Origin of the sequence: Halodesulfurarchaeum formicicum (assembly GCF_001886955.1) — an archaeon.
Taxonomy (GTDB): Archaea; Halobacteriota; Halobacteria; order Halobacteriales; family Halobacteriaceae; genus Halodesulfurarchaeum; species Halodesulfurarchaeum formicicum.
Genome location: NZ_CP016804.1, coordinates 176,285 through 191,302, shown reverse-complemented (window position 1 = coordinate 191,302; position 15,018 = coordinate 176,285). Strand labels below are relative to the sequence as shown.

The window sequence follows — 15,018 nt, the reverse complement described above, 5'->3', positions numbered from 1 at the left end:
TATATTCTTATCTGTTCATGCTGTCGTTGCGAAATTTGCCAGCCTGACGCTAGTCCTCGGTAAAACGGACGTGACTACCGCCTGGCGGATATGCATTCGCCATACACGTCCCTGTGTGGCACAAAATCACATGACAGCGCCCCAGACGGCTGGTCGTGGGGATGGCTGTCGCTCGTCGGTGTTGTATTGTTCGGAGCGACGTGGCCGTCGCTCACGAACGTGATGAATGAAAGGAAATGAATGGTGGCGGCGAACCACCAGTTACAGGCGTCGACAGGATGGTCTCGGGTTCCACCGGGACGGACCCTGCGTGTACTTCCGATTGCACCCCTCGGCCTGCACTTGGCCCCTCGCTAATGCGAGGCAGTTTTCCCAGAGGCTCGCGCACTCCAGTACTCGCCGGAACGCAGGCGGGCTTAACTTCCGTGTTCGGGATGGGTACGGGTGTTTCCCCGCCGCTATGGCCGCCTTAACGCCGATCCGCGGAATCGAACCGCGCCCGGATGTGATCCGGGACACCAGTATCGGTGGTCCTCGACCGTGTAATACGTGCAATCCAGTTTGCGCCTGAACTCGTCCGTCGAAACGGATGGCGGAATGAATGGTGGCTTCGACCTGTTAGTACTCGCGGGCTAAACACCTCGTTGCCTCGGTGCGTACACCCCGAGTCTATCGAACTCGTCTTCTACGAGTGGTCTCAGCGGTGTCTCTTTTCCGGGTGGGTTTCGGGCTTAGATGCGTTCAGCCCTTACCCCGCGAGGCGTAGCTGCCCGGCATTGCCCTGTTGGACAACCGGTACACCAGTGGCCTCCGTCCATAGTTCCTCTCGTACTATACGGACGTTCCCGTCAGACACCATAGCACCCCCAGTAGATAGCAGCCGACCTGTCTCACGACGGTCTAAACCCAGCTCACGACCTCCTTTAATAGGCGAACAACCTCACCCTTGCCCGCTTCTGCACGGGCAGGATGGAGGGAACCGACATCGAGGTAGCAAGCCACTCGGTCGATATGTGCTCTTGCGAGTGACGACTCTGTTATCCCTAAGGTAGCTTTTCTGTCATCAATGGCCCGCATCAAGCAGGCTCATTGGTTCGCTAGACCACGCTTTCGCGTCAGCGTCCGTCGTTATGCCGGACACTGTCAGGATACCTTATGCTCTTGCACTCTTTTCCGGGTCTCCGACCCGAATGAGGTATCCTTTGGGCACGCTCGATATCTTTTCGAGCGTGTACCGCCCCAGTCAAACTGCCCGGCTACCGGTGTCCTCCTCCCGGAGTGAGGGTCACAGTCACTGACGGGTAGTATTTCACTGCTGCCTCGGTGGCCTGCTAGCGCAGGTACCTGTGTGACGGCTCCTACCTATGCTGCACATCAGCGACCGTGTCCCAGCGACAGCCTGCAGTAAAGCTCTATAGGGTCTTCGCTTCCCCCTGGGGGACTCCAGACTCCGCACTGGAACGTACGTTTCACCGGGCCCAACGTTGGGACAGCGAGGCTCTCGTTGATCCATTCATGCAAGCCGCTACTGAAGCGGCAAGGTACTACGCTACCTTAAGAGGGTCATAGTTACCCCCGCCGTTAACGGGTCCTTCGTCCTATTGTACTAGGTGTTCAGATACCCGCACTGGGCAGGATTCAGTGACCGTACGAGTCCTTGCGGATTTGCGGTCACCTATGTTGTTACTAGACAGTCGGAGCCTCCTGGTCTCTGCGACCTGCCCAATTGCTGGGCAGGCACCCCTTATCGCGAACTTACGGGGCTAAATTGCCGAATTCCCTAACGTCGGTTGTTCCCGACAGGCCTTGGCCTTCTCAGCCAGGGCACCTGTGTCGGTGCTCGGTACGGACATCATACTCGTCTTTTCACGGGCCCTAGGTAAGGCCGAGTTTCCCTATCCCACCGTTCACCCGCTTCGTGCCATTACGGCTTCCACGGGCTTTGATGGTTCGACTGGGCAGAGCCCAGCTCGACCGACCCCAAGGCGTCGACTTTCACTGTATGATGGCACGGGAATATTAACCCGTTTACCGCTCGTGTTATTCGAGTTGCGATAACACTGAGGACCGGCTAACCCTCGGCTGACGAACAGTGCCGAGGAACCCTTTCCCTTTCGGCCGTCGAGATTCTCACCCGACTTTCGCTGCTACTACGACCAGGATCTTCTTCTCTATTCGGTCCATGCGAGCTCTCGCCCGTACTTCCGCCCGAACAGAGTGCCAACCTACGCAATCGGAGTGTGAACTCCGTGGCTAGGTCTCGGTGGCAGACTTGAGCCCCGATCATTTTGGGCGCCCCGAACCTCGGCCGGTGAGCTGTTACGCTTTCCTTGGAGGGTAGCTGCTTCTAAGCTCACCTCCCGGCTGTCTGTGGCTCGGGACCACCTTTGATCTTACACTTAGCCTGCACTTGGGGACCTTAACCCAGCTCTGGGTTGTCTCCCTCACGGTCCACAGGCTTACCCCGCAGACCGGACTCCCTGCGTCGACAGCGTCCGTAGGTTTGGAGTTTGACAGCGGAGCCGACTCCTCTCGGAGGCGGTCTCCGCAATCGGTCGCTCTACCCCACGAACTACCTCGGCAGAGGTCATGCTTCGACATGTTTCGGTTGGAACCAGCTGTTGCCGGACTCGATGGGCCTTTCACCCCTACACGCAAATCACGGGAGGGTATTGTAAGACACCAACCCTAACAGGCCTCCACATAGCTTTCGCCATGCTTCACCTTGTTTGCGCGTAGATCGTCCGGTTTCGGGTCGTACCCGTTTGACTCCCCGCCCTTGAAGACGGCGGCCCTGGATCGGTAACCCGATCTGCGGCCATGTCGGTTTCCCTATGCCTTCCTGGATACTCCAGTTAGACTCGCCAAACAGGTACACTCCCTGGCTCGTTTTTCAAAACGCACGACTCGACACCGGCTCCTCGTTGGTCCTACTGTGGACTCTCGTCCAGCTCGTTCCCGACGAGGCCTTTTGTGCCCAGTCGCTCTATAACCATCTGATTTCAGGCCCTATTTCACCCCCCGTTGGAGGGTACTTTTCAGCGTTCGCTCGCGCTACTTGTTCGCTATCGGTCTCGGAGAGTACTTAGCCTTGGCAGTCGATGCCTGCCTCGTTCACGAGGGAATTCCAACCCCCGCTACTCCGGTACTGGCGCACGCCGTAAAGGACTGTGATACGGGGCTTTCACCCTGTCTCGCGCTCCATTTCAGGAGACTTCACACAGACGTTCAGGCGATGAGAGCCAGCCCACACACCACATTGCCCCGAAGGGCTTCGGTTTGGGCTATGCCGCCTTCACTCGCGGTTACTAACGGCGTCTCGTTACGATTTCTCTTCCTGTCCGTACTAAGATGTTTCAATTCCGGACGTTCCCCATTGCGCGTGGCAATTGCGGTGGGGATTCCCATTCGGAGATCCTGAGTTCTTAGCCTCCGTGCGGCTCCCTCAGGCTTATCGCAGCTTGGCACGTCCTTCGTCGGCATCCGAGCCGAGCCATTCACCAGATGGCGTAGCAGCCAAATGGCTGGACCACAGTTCCGTCGAAACGGAACCGTGACCCAATGATGATTACGTTCCCGTCAAACGGGTCGTAATCGATGGCGGACCACAGTTCCGTCGAAACGGAACTGCCGTCCAATGTTGATTACGCCCCCGTTGGAACGGGTCGTAATCGATGGGATCACAAAACCGTCGAAACGGAAACTGTGATCCAATGTTGGAATGCTCGTTCGGCGAACCGGACAAGCAATCCGATGATACCGCTCGTCCGTTCAAAACGGACGAGTCCAGTGAGCGCCTGGATTGCACGTACACACGGTCGTCATTGCACGCCCCCGTGGTGGGAAGTTCACACTGATGAACTTCCGTGTCGGGTGGCGAGCTCGACCCTTCCCACCCACGCTTTTGCGGGGTGGTGCATCAGTCGTTCGGGGTCGTCCGTTTCGTCGTGCCCCACTTAAGGGACACGATTCGACGTCCGAACCCGGGATGGACCCACTGGGATTCGAACCCAGGGCCTCCGCCTTGCAAAGGCGGCGCTCTCCCACTGAGCTATGGGCCCGCCTCCCTCTCGGGAGCGGTGTGGTGTTAGCCTTGATGGTTTGTTGGTGTCCGGTCGGGCACGATCGCGTGGCCCGGAATGGACCTGACGGATGTCAGGTCCGACTCTGTGGTGGGCCTGGCGGATGCCAGGTCCCGTTCGTTGGAGGTGATCCAGCCGCAGATTCCCCTACGGCTACCTTGTTACGACTTAAGCCCCCTTGCGGAGCCCAGATTCGACCACCGAATAGTGGCCTCATCCGAACCCCACTCGGGTGCTTTGACGGGCGGTGTGTGCAAGGAGCAGGGACGTATTCGCCGCGCGCTTCTGACACGCGACTACTACCGAATCCAGCTTCATGAGGGCGAGTTTCAGCCCTCAATCCGAACTACGACCGAGTTTCGGAGATTAGCGCCCCCTCTCGGGGTTGCATCCCACTGTCTCGGCCATTGTAGCCCGCGTGTTGCCCAGCACATTCGGGGCATACTGACCTACCGTTGCCCGTTCCTTCCTCCGCTTTAGCAGCGGCAGTCCCCCTAGTGTACCCAGCCATCACGTGGATGCTGCTGGCAACTAAGGGTGCGGGTCTCGCTCGTTGCCTGACTTAACAGGACGCCTCACGGTACGAGCTGACGGCGGCCATGCACCTCCTCTCAGCAGCTCGGGTAAGGTCATCAACCTGACCGTCATTACTGCTGTCGGTGCTGGTGAGATGTCCGGCGTTGAGTCCAATTAAACCGCAGGCTCCTCCGGTTGTAGTGCTCCCCCGCCAATTCCTTTAAGTTTCATCCTTGCAGACGTACTTCCCAGGCGGTCCGCTTCACGGCTTCCCTACGGCACAACGCAGGCTCGTAGCCTGCGTCACACCTAGCGGACATCGTTTACGGCCAGGACTACCCGGGTATCTAATCCGGTTCGAGACCCTGGCTTTCGTCCCTCACTGTCGGATCCGTCTTCCCGAGGCGCTTTCGCCACAGGTGGTCCGTCCGAGATTACAGGATTTCACTCCTACCCCGGACGTACCCCTCGGGTCTTCCGGTCCCAAGCCGGACAGTTTCCGCTGGACGCCCGCACGTTAAGCGTGCGGATTTCCCAACGGACTTGTCCGGCCAGCTACGGACGCTTTAGGCCCAATAATATCGGCCATCACTTGGGCTGCCGGTATTACCGCGGCGGCTGGCACCGGTCTTGCCCAGCCCTTCTTCCTGTACCACCTTACGGTACAGAAAAGCGAGGGCTCTATGCCCTCGCACTCGGAGTCCCCCTATCGCACTGTCGTGCAGTGTAAAGGTTTCGCGCCTGCTGCGCCCCGTAGGGCCCGGAATCTTGTCTCAGATTCCGTCTCCGGGCTCTTGCTCTCACAACCCGTACCGATTATGGGCACGGTGGGCCGTTACCCCACCGTCAACCTAATCGGCCGCAGCCGCATCCTGTGGCGCCGTAACGTTTCCAGCTCCCCACATTCCAGTGAGGGAGCGTTACCCGGAATTATCCTCAGTTTCCCGAGGTTATTCCGGTCCACAGGGTAGCTTGGCCACGTGTTACTGAGCTTTTCGCCACGGGTCTAAACCCGTGCAACTAGCATGGCTAAATCGGACTCCGATAGCAATGGCCTCCGGCAGGATCAACCGGAATGTTGCCGGGGAAAACCCCGGCGGCCAGAGAGAGTCACTCTGGTTGGCGGGTATCGGTAGGCCACGACGAACGTGGCCGACCGGATATCACCAAACCATCAAGGCTAACATCAGATCCCATCTGTACGGCGGACCGCAGGGGTGGAATCCTCATTTCCTTCGGACCCGTATGTTGTCGACGACAGGCCTTAAGCCCATCGAAGGGGTCCGACAACGATGGTCGAAACCATCGAAGCCGATGCCGAACGTAGATCCGTCACCAGAATGGCTTGGACCGGCGGCGATCGGGTGGCGGACTGGCACTCCTGCCATCCGCCGAACGCATTATACCCGAATCGCCGGGTAGTACATAAGGGCATCGAACCGGACCGAACCCGGCTCGATGTCGGCATCGTACATCAGTGGCGCCAGTCACCTGGGCCACCTCATCTTCACATCACATCCGAAGCCCGGGGTACAGAAAAGCCCGTCGAACCGAAGGCGGTTCGGGAGGGTGTTTCATGGCAGGACGGCGGCGGGATCGACACCCTCTTCCGGGTGCATCGAACCGGCCAGCGAGCGGGCTGAACGGGGCCGTTCAGAACTGCACAAGCCCGGAGTTCGCAGAGAAATCAGCAGGGAGCCGACGCTCATTCGAGCGGTTGCTCGTGGGATGAATGTCGCGCGGCTGGAGGACGGCCGGTCATCCCGCGTTCGTACGCCTGGTCGGGCCGTGTGTGTCCGCGCAGGTGTCTTTCGAACGACGGGCGGGTATGCGTTTCGAGTTCTCAGACCTCTTCGAGGTGTTCGATGCCTTTCTTCGAGACGTTACCCTTGGTGATCTGCTGGGGCATCCAGTCCGGCGAGTCCTCGGGCGATGTCTCCTCCCACGCCCAGGCCTCGTAGATGTGGACCTTGTCCGTGCCCTTCTCCCGGAGGCGGATCTCCACCCGCGGGGCCGACTCCTCGGAGTCACCCACGTCGGAGAGTCGCCTGGCGGCCTTCTTGGCTGCCTGCCGCGGCGTGTTGCCGCTGAAAACACTCGGTTCCGATCCGTCACTCTCTCGAAGGGCGAAGTTCCGCTTGCCGTCCTCTCGTACCATTGTTGTGTCCCATGCGAACCCAACACAAGAGTGTGGTATAAATATACCGGCGATTTCGGCCCGAATCCGGGGGCTGTCGGCACGTTTTCACCCCGCGAACGCGATTTCAGCTGGAGTGCCCGCCCGCGACGGGGTCCCCCGGCGCCACTCGGAAGAACTTAAGTAGACGGTGCGGCGAAGGTCCGGATAAGACATCGAGATGGTTCGAAAGAAGACGCTCAGCCCGTCTGGAGCGAAGGGAGAGGATGGGGACTACCACAACGCACACGTGAACCTCCACGAGGACGAACTGGCCGTCGCCGGCCTCGAGATCGGCGACGAGGTCTTCGTCCGGGTGCGCGAGGACAAGATCATCATTCAGAAAGCCGACCCCGAAGACGTGGAACACGACTTCTAGGGCATGTACCGACTCGCCCGCAACCTGCTTTTCACGCTCCCACCCGAAACCGCCCACGAGACCGTGGTGACCGCACTCCGGGCAGCACAGCACGGGCCCATCCTCGACGCGCTCGGGAGCCACCTGATCGTCGAGGACCCGCGCCTGGAAACCACCGCCTTCGGCCTCGACTTCCCGAATCCCGTCGGGGTCGCCGCCGGCTTCGACAAGAACGCCCGTATTCCGGAGACCCTGGGCGCACTCGGCTTCGGACACATAGAGATCGGTGCGGTCACCCCCGAGGGACAGGCGGGCAACCCACAGCCGCGGCTCTTCCGGCTCCCCGCGGACAAGGCGATCATCAACCGAATGGGATTCAACAACGCGGGCGCGGACGCGATCGCCGCCCGACTCGCGGGCCAGCATCCGGCCGTCCCGATCGGAGCCAACCTGGGCAAGAACAAGGAGACACCCCTCGAATCGGCCGCCGAGGACTATCTGACCGTCTACGAAAAACTCGGGCCCCACGCCGACTTCTTCGTCGTGAACGTCTCCAGCCCCAACACGCCTGGGCTGCGCGATCTGCAGGACCGCGAGCCACTCGAACACATCCTCTCGACGCTCGTGGATGCGGGCGCACACCCACTGTTGGTCAAGCTCTCGCCGGACCTCCACGAGGAAGCGATCGCGGAGGTCATCGACCTGGCCGAATCGGTCGGCCTCGACGGGATCGTGGCGACGAACACGACGATCAAACGACCGGACAGCCTCACCAGCCCGAACGCCGCAGAAGAGGGCGGACTCTCGGGCGCACCCATCAGGGATCGCGCGACGGCCACGATCCGGTTCGTCGCCGAACGCACGAACCTCCCCGTCGTGGGTGTCGGGGGCATCTTCGACGCCGAAGATGCCTACGAGAAGATCCGGGCCGGCGCTGACCTCGTGCAACTCTACACCGGCTTCATCTACCAGGGACCGACCGTCGCCCGCGACATCAACCGTGGTCTCCTCGACCGACTCGAAGCGGACGGGTTCGACAGTATCCAGGACGCGGTTGGCGCGGACCTCGACTAGTTATCGAAGCGCTCCGAGTTCGAACTCGAAGCCAGCCACCGGGACCTCCAGGTCGTGCTCGACGAGCACCGCCGGGTGGAGTTCGCCGATAACACCCACCGAATCCCCGTCGAGGCGAATTTCGGCCACCCGCCCGTCGATGAAGCTCGGGTGGTCCGTCGCCGGCGTCGTCAGGTCCACGCCGAAGTGATCCGCGAGCACCTGGAGGCGGCCCTTCGCGTCCTCGTAGGTCGCTTCAGGACCGGCCAGCACGGCCGCGACCGAGCGTCCCTCGGCCACGTTCGTGACCGTCGAGGAATCGACCTGCGCGACGAAGCCGATCTCCGAGAGGTGCTGTGGGTAGGCGCGATGGGTGTTGTTCTCCAGCACCTGCATGAGCGAGGGAAGCGCCCAGGTCCGCAGGTGGGTGAAGTCCTCGCTGTAGGACTCGATGAGCCGCGGCGGCTCACCGGCCCCGAAGGCGTCTGCCTCCCGGTCGAGGCCCATCCGGTCGAAGAGCTCCCCGTCGCTCGTGAGGTTGAAGTTCAGCAGATCCTCGAACCCGAGCCCGACCAGCAGGTCTCGCACGGCTTCCTCGTGACGCGAAGCCTCGGTTCGCCCCCCGACGGTACTCACGTCGGGGTACCGCGGGACGAGGTTGTTGAAGCCATACGCCCGGCCCACGTCGTCGATCAGGTCCACCGGGTGGAGCACGTCGACCCGGTAAGGCGGGATCGAGACCTCGTACGCCCGTGTTCCGTCCTCGGTCCGTTCCGCGGCGATCTCCAGCCCGGAGCGGTCGATCAAGTCATGCAGTTCCTCGGGGGAGAGCGAGAGACCGAGCGTGTCCTCGACTGTCTCGTGGGCGAGTGTCTTCTGGGAGAGCGAGAGGTCCGGCCGGACCACGCTTCGGTCCGGATAGTCCACCGTCACCGACTCGACCTGCCCACCCCGGGCATCGAGGGCGTAGACCATGATGGCGAGCATCTTGTCGATGGTCCACTGGTCGGTCCCGGTCATCTCGATGAACAGATCACGGGACTGGGTCGAGACCTCCGTGCGCCGACCGTTGATAACCGGCGGGAAGCTGAACAGCCCGATGTCGTCGTAGATCGCCGGGTAGCGCTCGTAGTCGCTCACCAGGTCGGCGTACTCCCGCCCCGTCGAGTGGTCGGTCAGGACCTGTGCCGGGGTCATCTCGGCGTCGCTATCGAGAGGCACGAAGCGGTCCCCCGCGGGTTCGACACCCTGATAGCGGATGGACTTCCCCGCTCCGCCGTCGGCGGGCGCGCCCTTCAGCATCGTCAGATCGTGGACGCCGATCGCGCCCTTGGCGCGCTTGCGACCCATCGTGGCGTGGAGCTTCTCCTGGAGCTGGATGATCGCCTCCAGGTCGGTCTCGTCCAGGTCCAGGCCGCGGACGATCGCTCCCGTGACGTAGGGGCGCTCGTCGGGCACGCTCTCGGCCACCTCGATCGTCCACTCGGGGTCGTTCGTGTCCGGCACGTAGATCCCGCTCAGGTCCCCGTACTGGTAGCGAAGCGACCGGGCGATCCCGGTGATCGAGAGCCGATCCAGCCGGTCGGCCTCGAACTCCAGGCGGAGTTTGCCGTCCTCGGTCTCGCCCTCGTACTCGATCCCGAGGCCGAACAGGTCGTCTTTGAGTTCGTCGTCGGTCTTCTCGGTGCGGCCGGTCAGGTCCCGAAGTTCGTCGGGATCGACGTCGACGACCGGCATCAGTACTCCACCTCCACGCCGCGAAGGAAGTCGAGATCGACGAGTGTCCCGTGGACGTCACGGATGTCCTCGAAGCCGGTTATGAGCATGAGCAACCGTTCGAGTGCCAGCCCCCAGGCCATCACGTCGGCCTCGACACCCAGCGGTTCGAGCATCTCCGGGCGGAAGATCCCGCTGTTGCCGATCTCGATGAGTTCGTCGGTCTCCGGGTGCCGCCCGAACAACTCGAAACTCGGCTCCGTATACGGGTTGTAGGTGGGCTTGAACTGCAGGTCGGTGATGCCGAACTGGCTGTAGAACTCCCGGAACGTGCCCATCAGATCACGAACCGTGAGGTCCTCGGCCATCACCCAGCCCTCGATCTGGAAGAACTCCAGGAGGTGGGTCGCATCGAGGGTGTCGTTCCGGTAGGCCTTCTCGACGCTGAAGTACCGCTGGGGCGGTTCTAACTCCCCGACCTGTTCGCCCGAGAGGTAGCGAGCCGAGAGCGAGGTGGTGTGTCCTCGGAGCGCCAATTCGGCTGCGAAGTCCCGGCTCCACGGCGAGTGATACCCTTCGCCGTCCTCGCCGACGCCCTCGCGATGGGCGCGCTCGACTCGCTCCAGCAGGTCCTCGGGCAACTCGTCGATCCGTCGCGGGTTCTCCAGGGCAAAGCGGTCCCAGTGGGTCCGGGCCGGGTGGTCCTGGGGCATGAACAGACAGTCGTTGATCCAGAAGTCCGCGTCGACGTGTGGCCCGGCCATCTCCTGGAAGCCCATTCCCACGAGCACCTCCTTCACGCGCTTTGCGGTCTGCCGGAGCACGTGCCGTTTGCCCGGCGTGGGTGTCTCCGCGGCGGCCTCCACGTTGTACTCGGCGAAGGTCACCGCCTCCCACTCCCCGGATTGCAAGTGGGCCGGCGTGAGTCGGTCGACCCGCTCGGTGGCCTCGACGCCCGCCATGAGTTCGGTCACGCCCGCCTCGGTCAGCGTCACTGCCCGCCGGGTGCGTTCGGTGACCTCGATCAGGTTCCGGGACGCCAGGCGATCACGCAGGGACTCCTCGGCGAGTGACTCGCCTGCAGCCAGTCGCTTCAGCGCCTGGGCCTCCTCGTCGTCGGCCGGATCGGCCTCGGGCGTCGCGGAGAGTTGCCCCGAGTCGATGCTGCCATACCCCTTCCGGGCGAAGTTCGAGAGCGCGATGTCGACCGCCGGGCCGTCGAGGGCGGCCGCGCCGAGCACTTCACCCATCGGAACGGGTTCGTCCGCGGCCCCGGCCTCGATGGCGGCCTCGTAGAGCCGAACTTCGGGCAGGCCGTCCGTGGCGTAGGTCGCCCCCTCCTCGGTGAGCGAGACCTGGGTCTCGGTCCGGTCGGTCACCGAGAGCAACCCCGCCTCTTCCAGGGCGAAGGCCGCGCCCGTGACGGTTTCTGGTTTTTCCTCGAGCTGTGCGGCGAGATCGTCGATGTCGGTCGGTTCGTCGGCGCTCGCCGCTTCGAGCACCGCGACCTGGATTGGTGGGAGTTTCATCGTCTGGAAAGTCTCAAGAGGTCGACGGACAGTCCTCAGGCCCCGAAAAAGAAACCGAATCCCGGGCAGATCGACTGGTCACCGGCGTGCTGTGCCCCGCTCGTGGATTCGGCGAGCATGGGCGTGAGTGTCACGAGCAGAGCTAAAAACGTTGCGAAGCACAGCCTCGGTCGGACCGACCGCACACAGCGGGCCGGTCAGATCCGGTCAGGTCGGACCTCGATCTCCAGGTCCTCCAGCACCGGGCGCATCTGTTCGCGGCGCTCCTGGTGGTCGGCCAAAAACGTCTCCATCTCCTCGGCCGCTTCGGCCTTGCAGGCCCCACAGAGACGGTCGCCGGCCGTACACTCCTCATAGACCCGCTCGGCATAGGAATCGTCGTCCCCGGCCAGAAGGTAGGCGTACAGCTCGTAGATCGGACACTCGTCGGGCCGGCCGCCCAACTCGCGCTGTTCCGCCGCGGTCTCCCGGCCGCCGGTCGTTCCGGCTCGAACCTTATCCGCGCCCTCCTCGGGGTCGTCGAGGAGGCTGATGTGACTGGCCGGGATCGAGGAGGACATCTTCCCACCGGTGAGCCCGGTCATAAAGCGGTGGTAGATCGAGGAGGGGCGGATGAAGCCGTAGCCGCCGTTCTCGACCTCGATTTCGCGGGCCAGGCGCTCGGCCGCCTCGTGATCCAGATCGAAGGCATCGACGTGCTCGTCGTACACCCGCTTCTCGCCGTCGATGGCCTCGATGAGCGCCTCGAAGGCGGTCTCGGTCGCGTTCCGGTCGAGGAAGCGCACCCGGGGCCGGAGCGGCTCCTGCCCGGCCGCCTGGAGCTTCTCGATCGCCCCCGCCAGCCCCGGCTGGTCGGCCTCGCCGTGGGTTTCCAGCCAGTCCGCGGCGTCACCACACCGGACCTGCTCGTCCGCCAGCGCCTCGTAGGCGGCTTCGACGTGGGCCAGTTCCGCCGGGTCGGCCTCGAAGCTGGCATACGCGGTCGTCACGCCGAAGTACCGCATCCGGGTCGCCAGATCGCGGGCCAGGCGGATGTGTGGGTCCTGATCCGGGCCGACCGGGATAACGGTGGGCTTCGGGGACTCCAGTTGCGGATAGAGGATGTCCGCCATCTGGGTGACGACACTCTGCATGTGTGAGACGTCGGTCTCGCCGTCGAAACCGTAGATCGCCCCCAGTTCGGAGAAGTTGGCCTCGATCCCCAGTTCGAAGGAAAGATCCTGAACCTCGCGGTGTTCGGACTGGCGATAGAGGGTCCCCGCCTCGGGGTCGAAGCCGAAGGCCAGAAGCGAGAGCAGGTAGTCCTCGGCGTGCTCGTCGATCTCGTCCCAGGAGAGCCCACGGGCGCTGTGGGCCTCCAGATCGGCGATGAGGGCGTAGGTGTCCCCGCCCTGCTGTTGGTGCCAGATGAGTTCGTCGAAGACGAGTTTGTGGCCGATGTGGGGGTCGCCAGTCGGCATGAACCCCGAGAGTGCGGCGAAGGGCTCGTCCTCGCGCATGGCCTCGATCACCCGATCGTAGTCCCGGTGCCCGAAGATGATCGCCCGCCGCATCAGATAGTGGGGGGTCGGCACCGACGGCAGAAGCTCCTCGAAGGCCTCGATGCCGAACTCCTCGAACAGCGCACGGTAGTCCGCGATCGTGGAGGAGCCCCACGGGTCGAGCGCGACCGAGTCCGCGCCGGCGGCAGCGTCCTCCGAAGTTGTATCCTCTGTCATGGTTCAGGGCGTCAGGCGGCCAACGGCGAGCCACCGTGTCGTGTCCCCGTTTTCCCCGTCGAGGCCATATACCATTCGCTTCCTGACCCCGTGGGCCATCCGCACGTCCAGGGCCAGGTCCCGCGGTCCGAAGACGAAATCCCGGGGCCGGGCCCGCACCAGGAACTCCGAGTGACCCAGTTCCGAGGCGGACTCGACGGTCCGGTAGACCCGGAAATCCGCGCCAAACTTGAAGCCGGTCCGGGGGACAGCGCCCCGATCACGCACGGTGCGATAGACCCGGAGCCGGCGGTCGAAGCGCTCGCCCTCGACAGCCCGCCCCCGTTCGAGGAGCGCCTCTACACCCCCGCCCCCCTCCAGGGAGAGCACCCCGCGAGCAGCGAGGTCGGCCGCTTCGAGCAGGGAGAGGTGGAGCACCTCGTGGCTCGCGCCCCGACCCGCGAGTGGCTGCCCATAAAAACCGTCCTCGTACAGCGATTCTGGTGGGTCCCACACGAGCACGCGATCGTCGAGGAGGGTTCCGACTGCGTTCTCGGGGGCGTCGAAGGTCGTCTCCCCGCCCGGATCGAACTCCTCGACGGCCAGATAGGTCAGATCACCCTCTTCGTCGACGATCGCGTACACGCCCGGTTCGAGGGTCCCAGCCTCGATCTCGGCGCGTTCGCCATACACCGTCACCCGATAGGCGACCTCGCCGTCGCCGGGGCCGCTCCCGCGCGGGTAGACGACGAAGTCGGGTCCGTCGGAAGCGGTCACTGCCGGGTCGGCATCCGGAACCCACCCCTCGCGGGCGGGCGAAAGGTAGAACCCCCGATCGCGCAGGTCGACGTACACCAGAAACCGGGGGCCAAAGCCGGGCCCGCGGGCGGTCAGGAACTCGCGGAAGCCCTGGCCGTCGACGGCGTCGAGATCCCCCCGGTAGAGGAGGTGGGCGGCCTCGACGGGCGCGAGTGCGATCTCGTTCCCCGTGAGCGGCCGGCCGTAGCCACGCGAGTCGAAAAAGCGCTGTCGCGCGTCCCCACCGACGTGTACCTCGCCATCGGAAAGCGTGGCGTCCATACCGGGGACTCGGTCGGGCCGGGCATCAATGCCGCGGCTCGGGCGGGGAATCGGCGTCCAGATCGCCCAGGGTGCAGTCCGGATCGAGACACCGCCGACCGTGGTCGGTCTCGAAGACGGGGAGGCCACAGGCACAGGTGCCATCGACGACACCGTCGGGGATGGGATAGTGCACCTCACAGTTCGGGCAGCGAGCGCCGAGTGTTCGCTGGCGGTCGATCTCCAGGTCCGAGCCGCAGGTCGGACAGGTCCACTCGCCGTCGAATCGCTCCCGAACGGCCTCGTCGATAGGATCACAGCGCCGGTCGAGACAGACCTCCAGGGCCGCCCCACGCGTCACCGAGATGGTCGGGAGCCCACAATCCGAGCAGGTCCGATCCGTGACGGTGGCGTCACGGGGCAGCGCGTAGGCGTCCCCACAGCCCAGACAGACGACCTCCCCGCCGGCGCGCACCATTTGCGCCCCGCAAGTGGGACAGGTCCCGACTGCGGGCCCAGCGACCGTGGCCGGGAACTCGGTGACGGTCACGTCCTCGCCGGTGACCCGGAGTTCGGTCTCCTCGATCCGGGCCCGCAAGTCGATGGCCTGCTCGGAGAGGGAGAGCTGAACCGACTCGGCGCGTGTGAGCCACCCGGCCGGTCGGTAGCCCGTCGCGTCGTGAACGAGCACGGTGTTGTCGGGTTTCACCAGCACGACGACCTGCCCCTCGGATTCGCTGGTCGAGTCGCCCTCGTGAGTAACAGTACACTGGCCGGCGATCACGCGGATCGAGTCCTGCATGGGCTCCACTGCCCCGGTTTTGGCTTATAA

9 protein-coding genes, 1 tRNA gene and 3 rRNA genes are annotated in these 15,018 nt (G+C 63.5%); 3 read left to right on the top strand and 10 right to left on the bottom strand.

The window, feature by feature from the left end; genetic code table 11:
• Nucleotides 1–353 precede the first annotated feature (353 nt).
• The 4 genes from rrf to HSR6_RS00925 all read right to left on the bottom strand — a co-directional run bounded on the left by rrf (nucleotide 354) and on the right by HSR6_RS00925 (nucleotide 5,675).
• Nucleotides 354–472 (bottom strand): 5S ribosomal RNA (gene rrf / locus HSR6_RS00940).
• Nucleotides 473–599: 127 nt separating this feature from the next.
• Nucleotides 600–3,525: ribosomal RNA gene (locus HSR6_RS00935) — 23S ribosomal RNA — on the bottom strand.
• 464 nt (nucleotides 3,526–3,989) lie between these two features.
• Nucleotides 3,990–4,061: transfer RNA gene (locus HSR6_RS00930), tRNA-Ala, on the bottom strand.
• Between the two features lie 142 nt (nucleotides 4,062–4,203).
• A 16S ribosomal RNA gene (locus tag HSR6_RS00925) occupies nucleotides 4,204–5,675 on the bottom strand.
• Together the 16S, 23S and 5S rRNA genes with 1 tRNA gene alongside form the textbook arrangement of a ribosomal RNA operon.
• Nucleotides 5,676–5,890: 215 nt before the next feature.
• On the opposite strand from HSR6_RS00925, the gene HSR6_RS10840 reads away from it, so the two are divergent.
• Nucleotides 5,891–6,241, top strand: a complete 351-nt coding sequence (locus tag HSR6_RS10840) for a hypothetical protein (RefSeq protein WP_148661789.1) — start codon at nucleotides 5,891–5,893, stop codon at nucleotides 6,239–6,241.
• Between the two features lie 200 nt (nucleotides 6,242–6,441).
• On the opposite strand, the gene HSR6_RS00920 is transcribed toward HSR6_RS10840, so the two are convergent.
• On the bottom strand, nucleotides 6,442–6,756 hold the full coding sequence (locus HSR6_RS00920; protein WP_070364171.1) for a non-histone chromosomal MC1 family protein: 315 nt from the start codon (nucleotides 6,754–6,756) through the stop codon (nucleotides 6,442–6,444).
• 199 nt (nucleotides 6,757–6,955) lie between these two features.
• Here HSR6_RS00920 and HSR6_RS00915 point away from each other — a divergent pair, with 199 nt between their 5' ends.
• Together HSR6_RS00915 and HSR6_RS00910 are read left to right on the top strand one after the other, a co-directional pair.
• Complete coding sequence (locus HSR6_RS00915; RefSeq protein WP_070364170.1) at nucleotides 6,956–7,153, top strand: AbrB/MazE/SpoVT family DNA-binding domain-containing protein; 198 nt, start codon at nucleotides 6,956–6,958, stop codon at nucleotides 7,151–7,153.
• Between the two features lie 3 nt (nucleotides 7,154–7,156).
• Nucleotides 7,157–8,206: a quinone-dependent dihydroorotate dehydrogenase gene (locus HSR6_RS00910; protein WP_071932560.1), complete on the top strand. Its 1,050-nt coding sequence runs from the start codon at nucleotides 7,157–7,159 to the stop codon at nucleotides 8,204–8,206.
• Here the strand turns inward: HSR6_RS00910 and pheT are convergent, their stop codons facing one another.
• From pheT to HSR6_RS00885, 5 genes are all read right to left on the bottom strand, one after another.
• Nucleotides 8,207–9,922 (bottom strand): phenylalanine--tRNA ligase subunit beta, encoded by a 1,716-nt coding sequence (pheT, locus tag HSR6_RS00905; RefSeq protein ID WP_071932559.1) that lies wholly within the window; start codon nucleotides 9,920–9,922, stop codon nucleotides 8,207–8,209.
• Nucleotides 9,922–11,430 carry a phenylalanine--tRNA ligase subunit alpha gene (gene pheS, locus HSR6_RS00900; protein ID WP_071932558.1) on the bottom strand — a complete coding sequence of 503 codons (1,509 nt, stop codon included), beginning with the start codon at nucleotides 11,428–11,430 and terminating at the stop codon, nucleotides 9,922–9,924. Before pheS ends, pheT begins: the two co-directional genes overlap by 1 nt.
• A 197-nt stretch (nucleotides 11,431–11,627) precedes the next feature.
• On the bottom strand, nucleotides 11,628–13,148 hold the full coding sequence (locus HSR6_RS00895; RefSeq protein ID WP_071932557.1) for a tryptophan--tRNA ligase: 1,521 nt from the start codon (nucleotides 13,146–13,148) through the stop codon (nucleotides 11,628–11,630).
• Nucleotides 13,149–13,151: 3 nt separating this feature from the next.
• Entirely contained in the window at nucleotides 13,152–14,207 is a 1,056-nt protein-coding gene (endA, locus tag HSR6_RS00890; RefSeq protein ID WP_070364165.1) for a tRNA-intron lyase, read from the bottom strand.
• 25 nt (nucleotides 14,208–14,232) lie between these two features.
• Nucleotides 14,233–14,988, bottom strand: a complete 756-nt coding sequence (locus HSR6_RS00885) for an endonuclease NucS domain-containing protein (protein ID WP_071932556.1) — start codon at nucleotides 14,986–14,988, stop codon at nucleotides 14,233–14,235.
• Nucleotides 14,989–15,018: the final 30 nt, after the last annotated feature.

What these genes read in the sequence shown, in the direction of transcription:
- HSR6_RS10840 (WP_148661789.1), top strand. Translation starts at nt 5,891, where the DNA reads ATGGTCGAAACCATCGAAGCCGATGCCGAACGTAGATCCGTCACCAGA.
- HSR6_RS00920 (WP_070364171.1), bottom strand. Translation starts at nt 6,756, where the DNA reads ATGGTACGAGAGGACGGCAAGCGGAACTTCGCCCTTCGAGAGAGTGAC.
- HSR6_RS00915 (WP_070364170.1), top strand. Translation starts at nt 6,956, where the DNA reads ATGGTTCGAAAGAAGACGCTCAGCCCGTCTGGAGCGAAGGGAGAGGAT.
- HSR6_RS00910 (WP_071932560.1), top strand. Translation starts at nt 7,157, where the DNA reads ATGTACCGACTCGCCCGCAACCTGCTTTTCACGCTCCCACCCGAAACC.
- pheT (WP_071932559.1), bottom strand. Translation starts at nt 9,922, where the DNA reads ATGCCGGTCGTCGACGTCGATCCCGACGAACTTCGGGACCTGACCGGC.
- pheS (WP_071932558.1), bottom strand. Translation starts at nt 11,430, where the DNA reads ATGAAACTCCCACCAATCCAGGTCGCGGTGCTCGAAGCGGCGAGCGCC.
- HSR6_RS00895 (WP_071932557.1), bottom strand. Translation starts at nt 13,148, where the DNA reads ATGACAGAGGATACAACTTCGGAGGACGCTGCCGCCGGCGCGGACTCG.
- endA (WP_070364165.1), bottom strand. Translation starts at nt 14,207, where the DNA reads ATGGACGCCACGCTTTCCGATGGCGAGGTACACGTCGGTGGGGACGCG.
- HSR6_RS00885 (WP_071932556.1), bottom strand. Translation starts at nt 14,988, where the DNA reads ATGCAGGACTCGATCCGCGTGATCGCCGGCCAGTGTACTGTTACTCAC.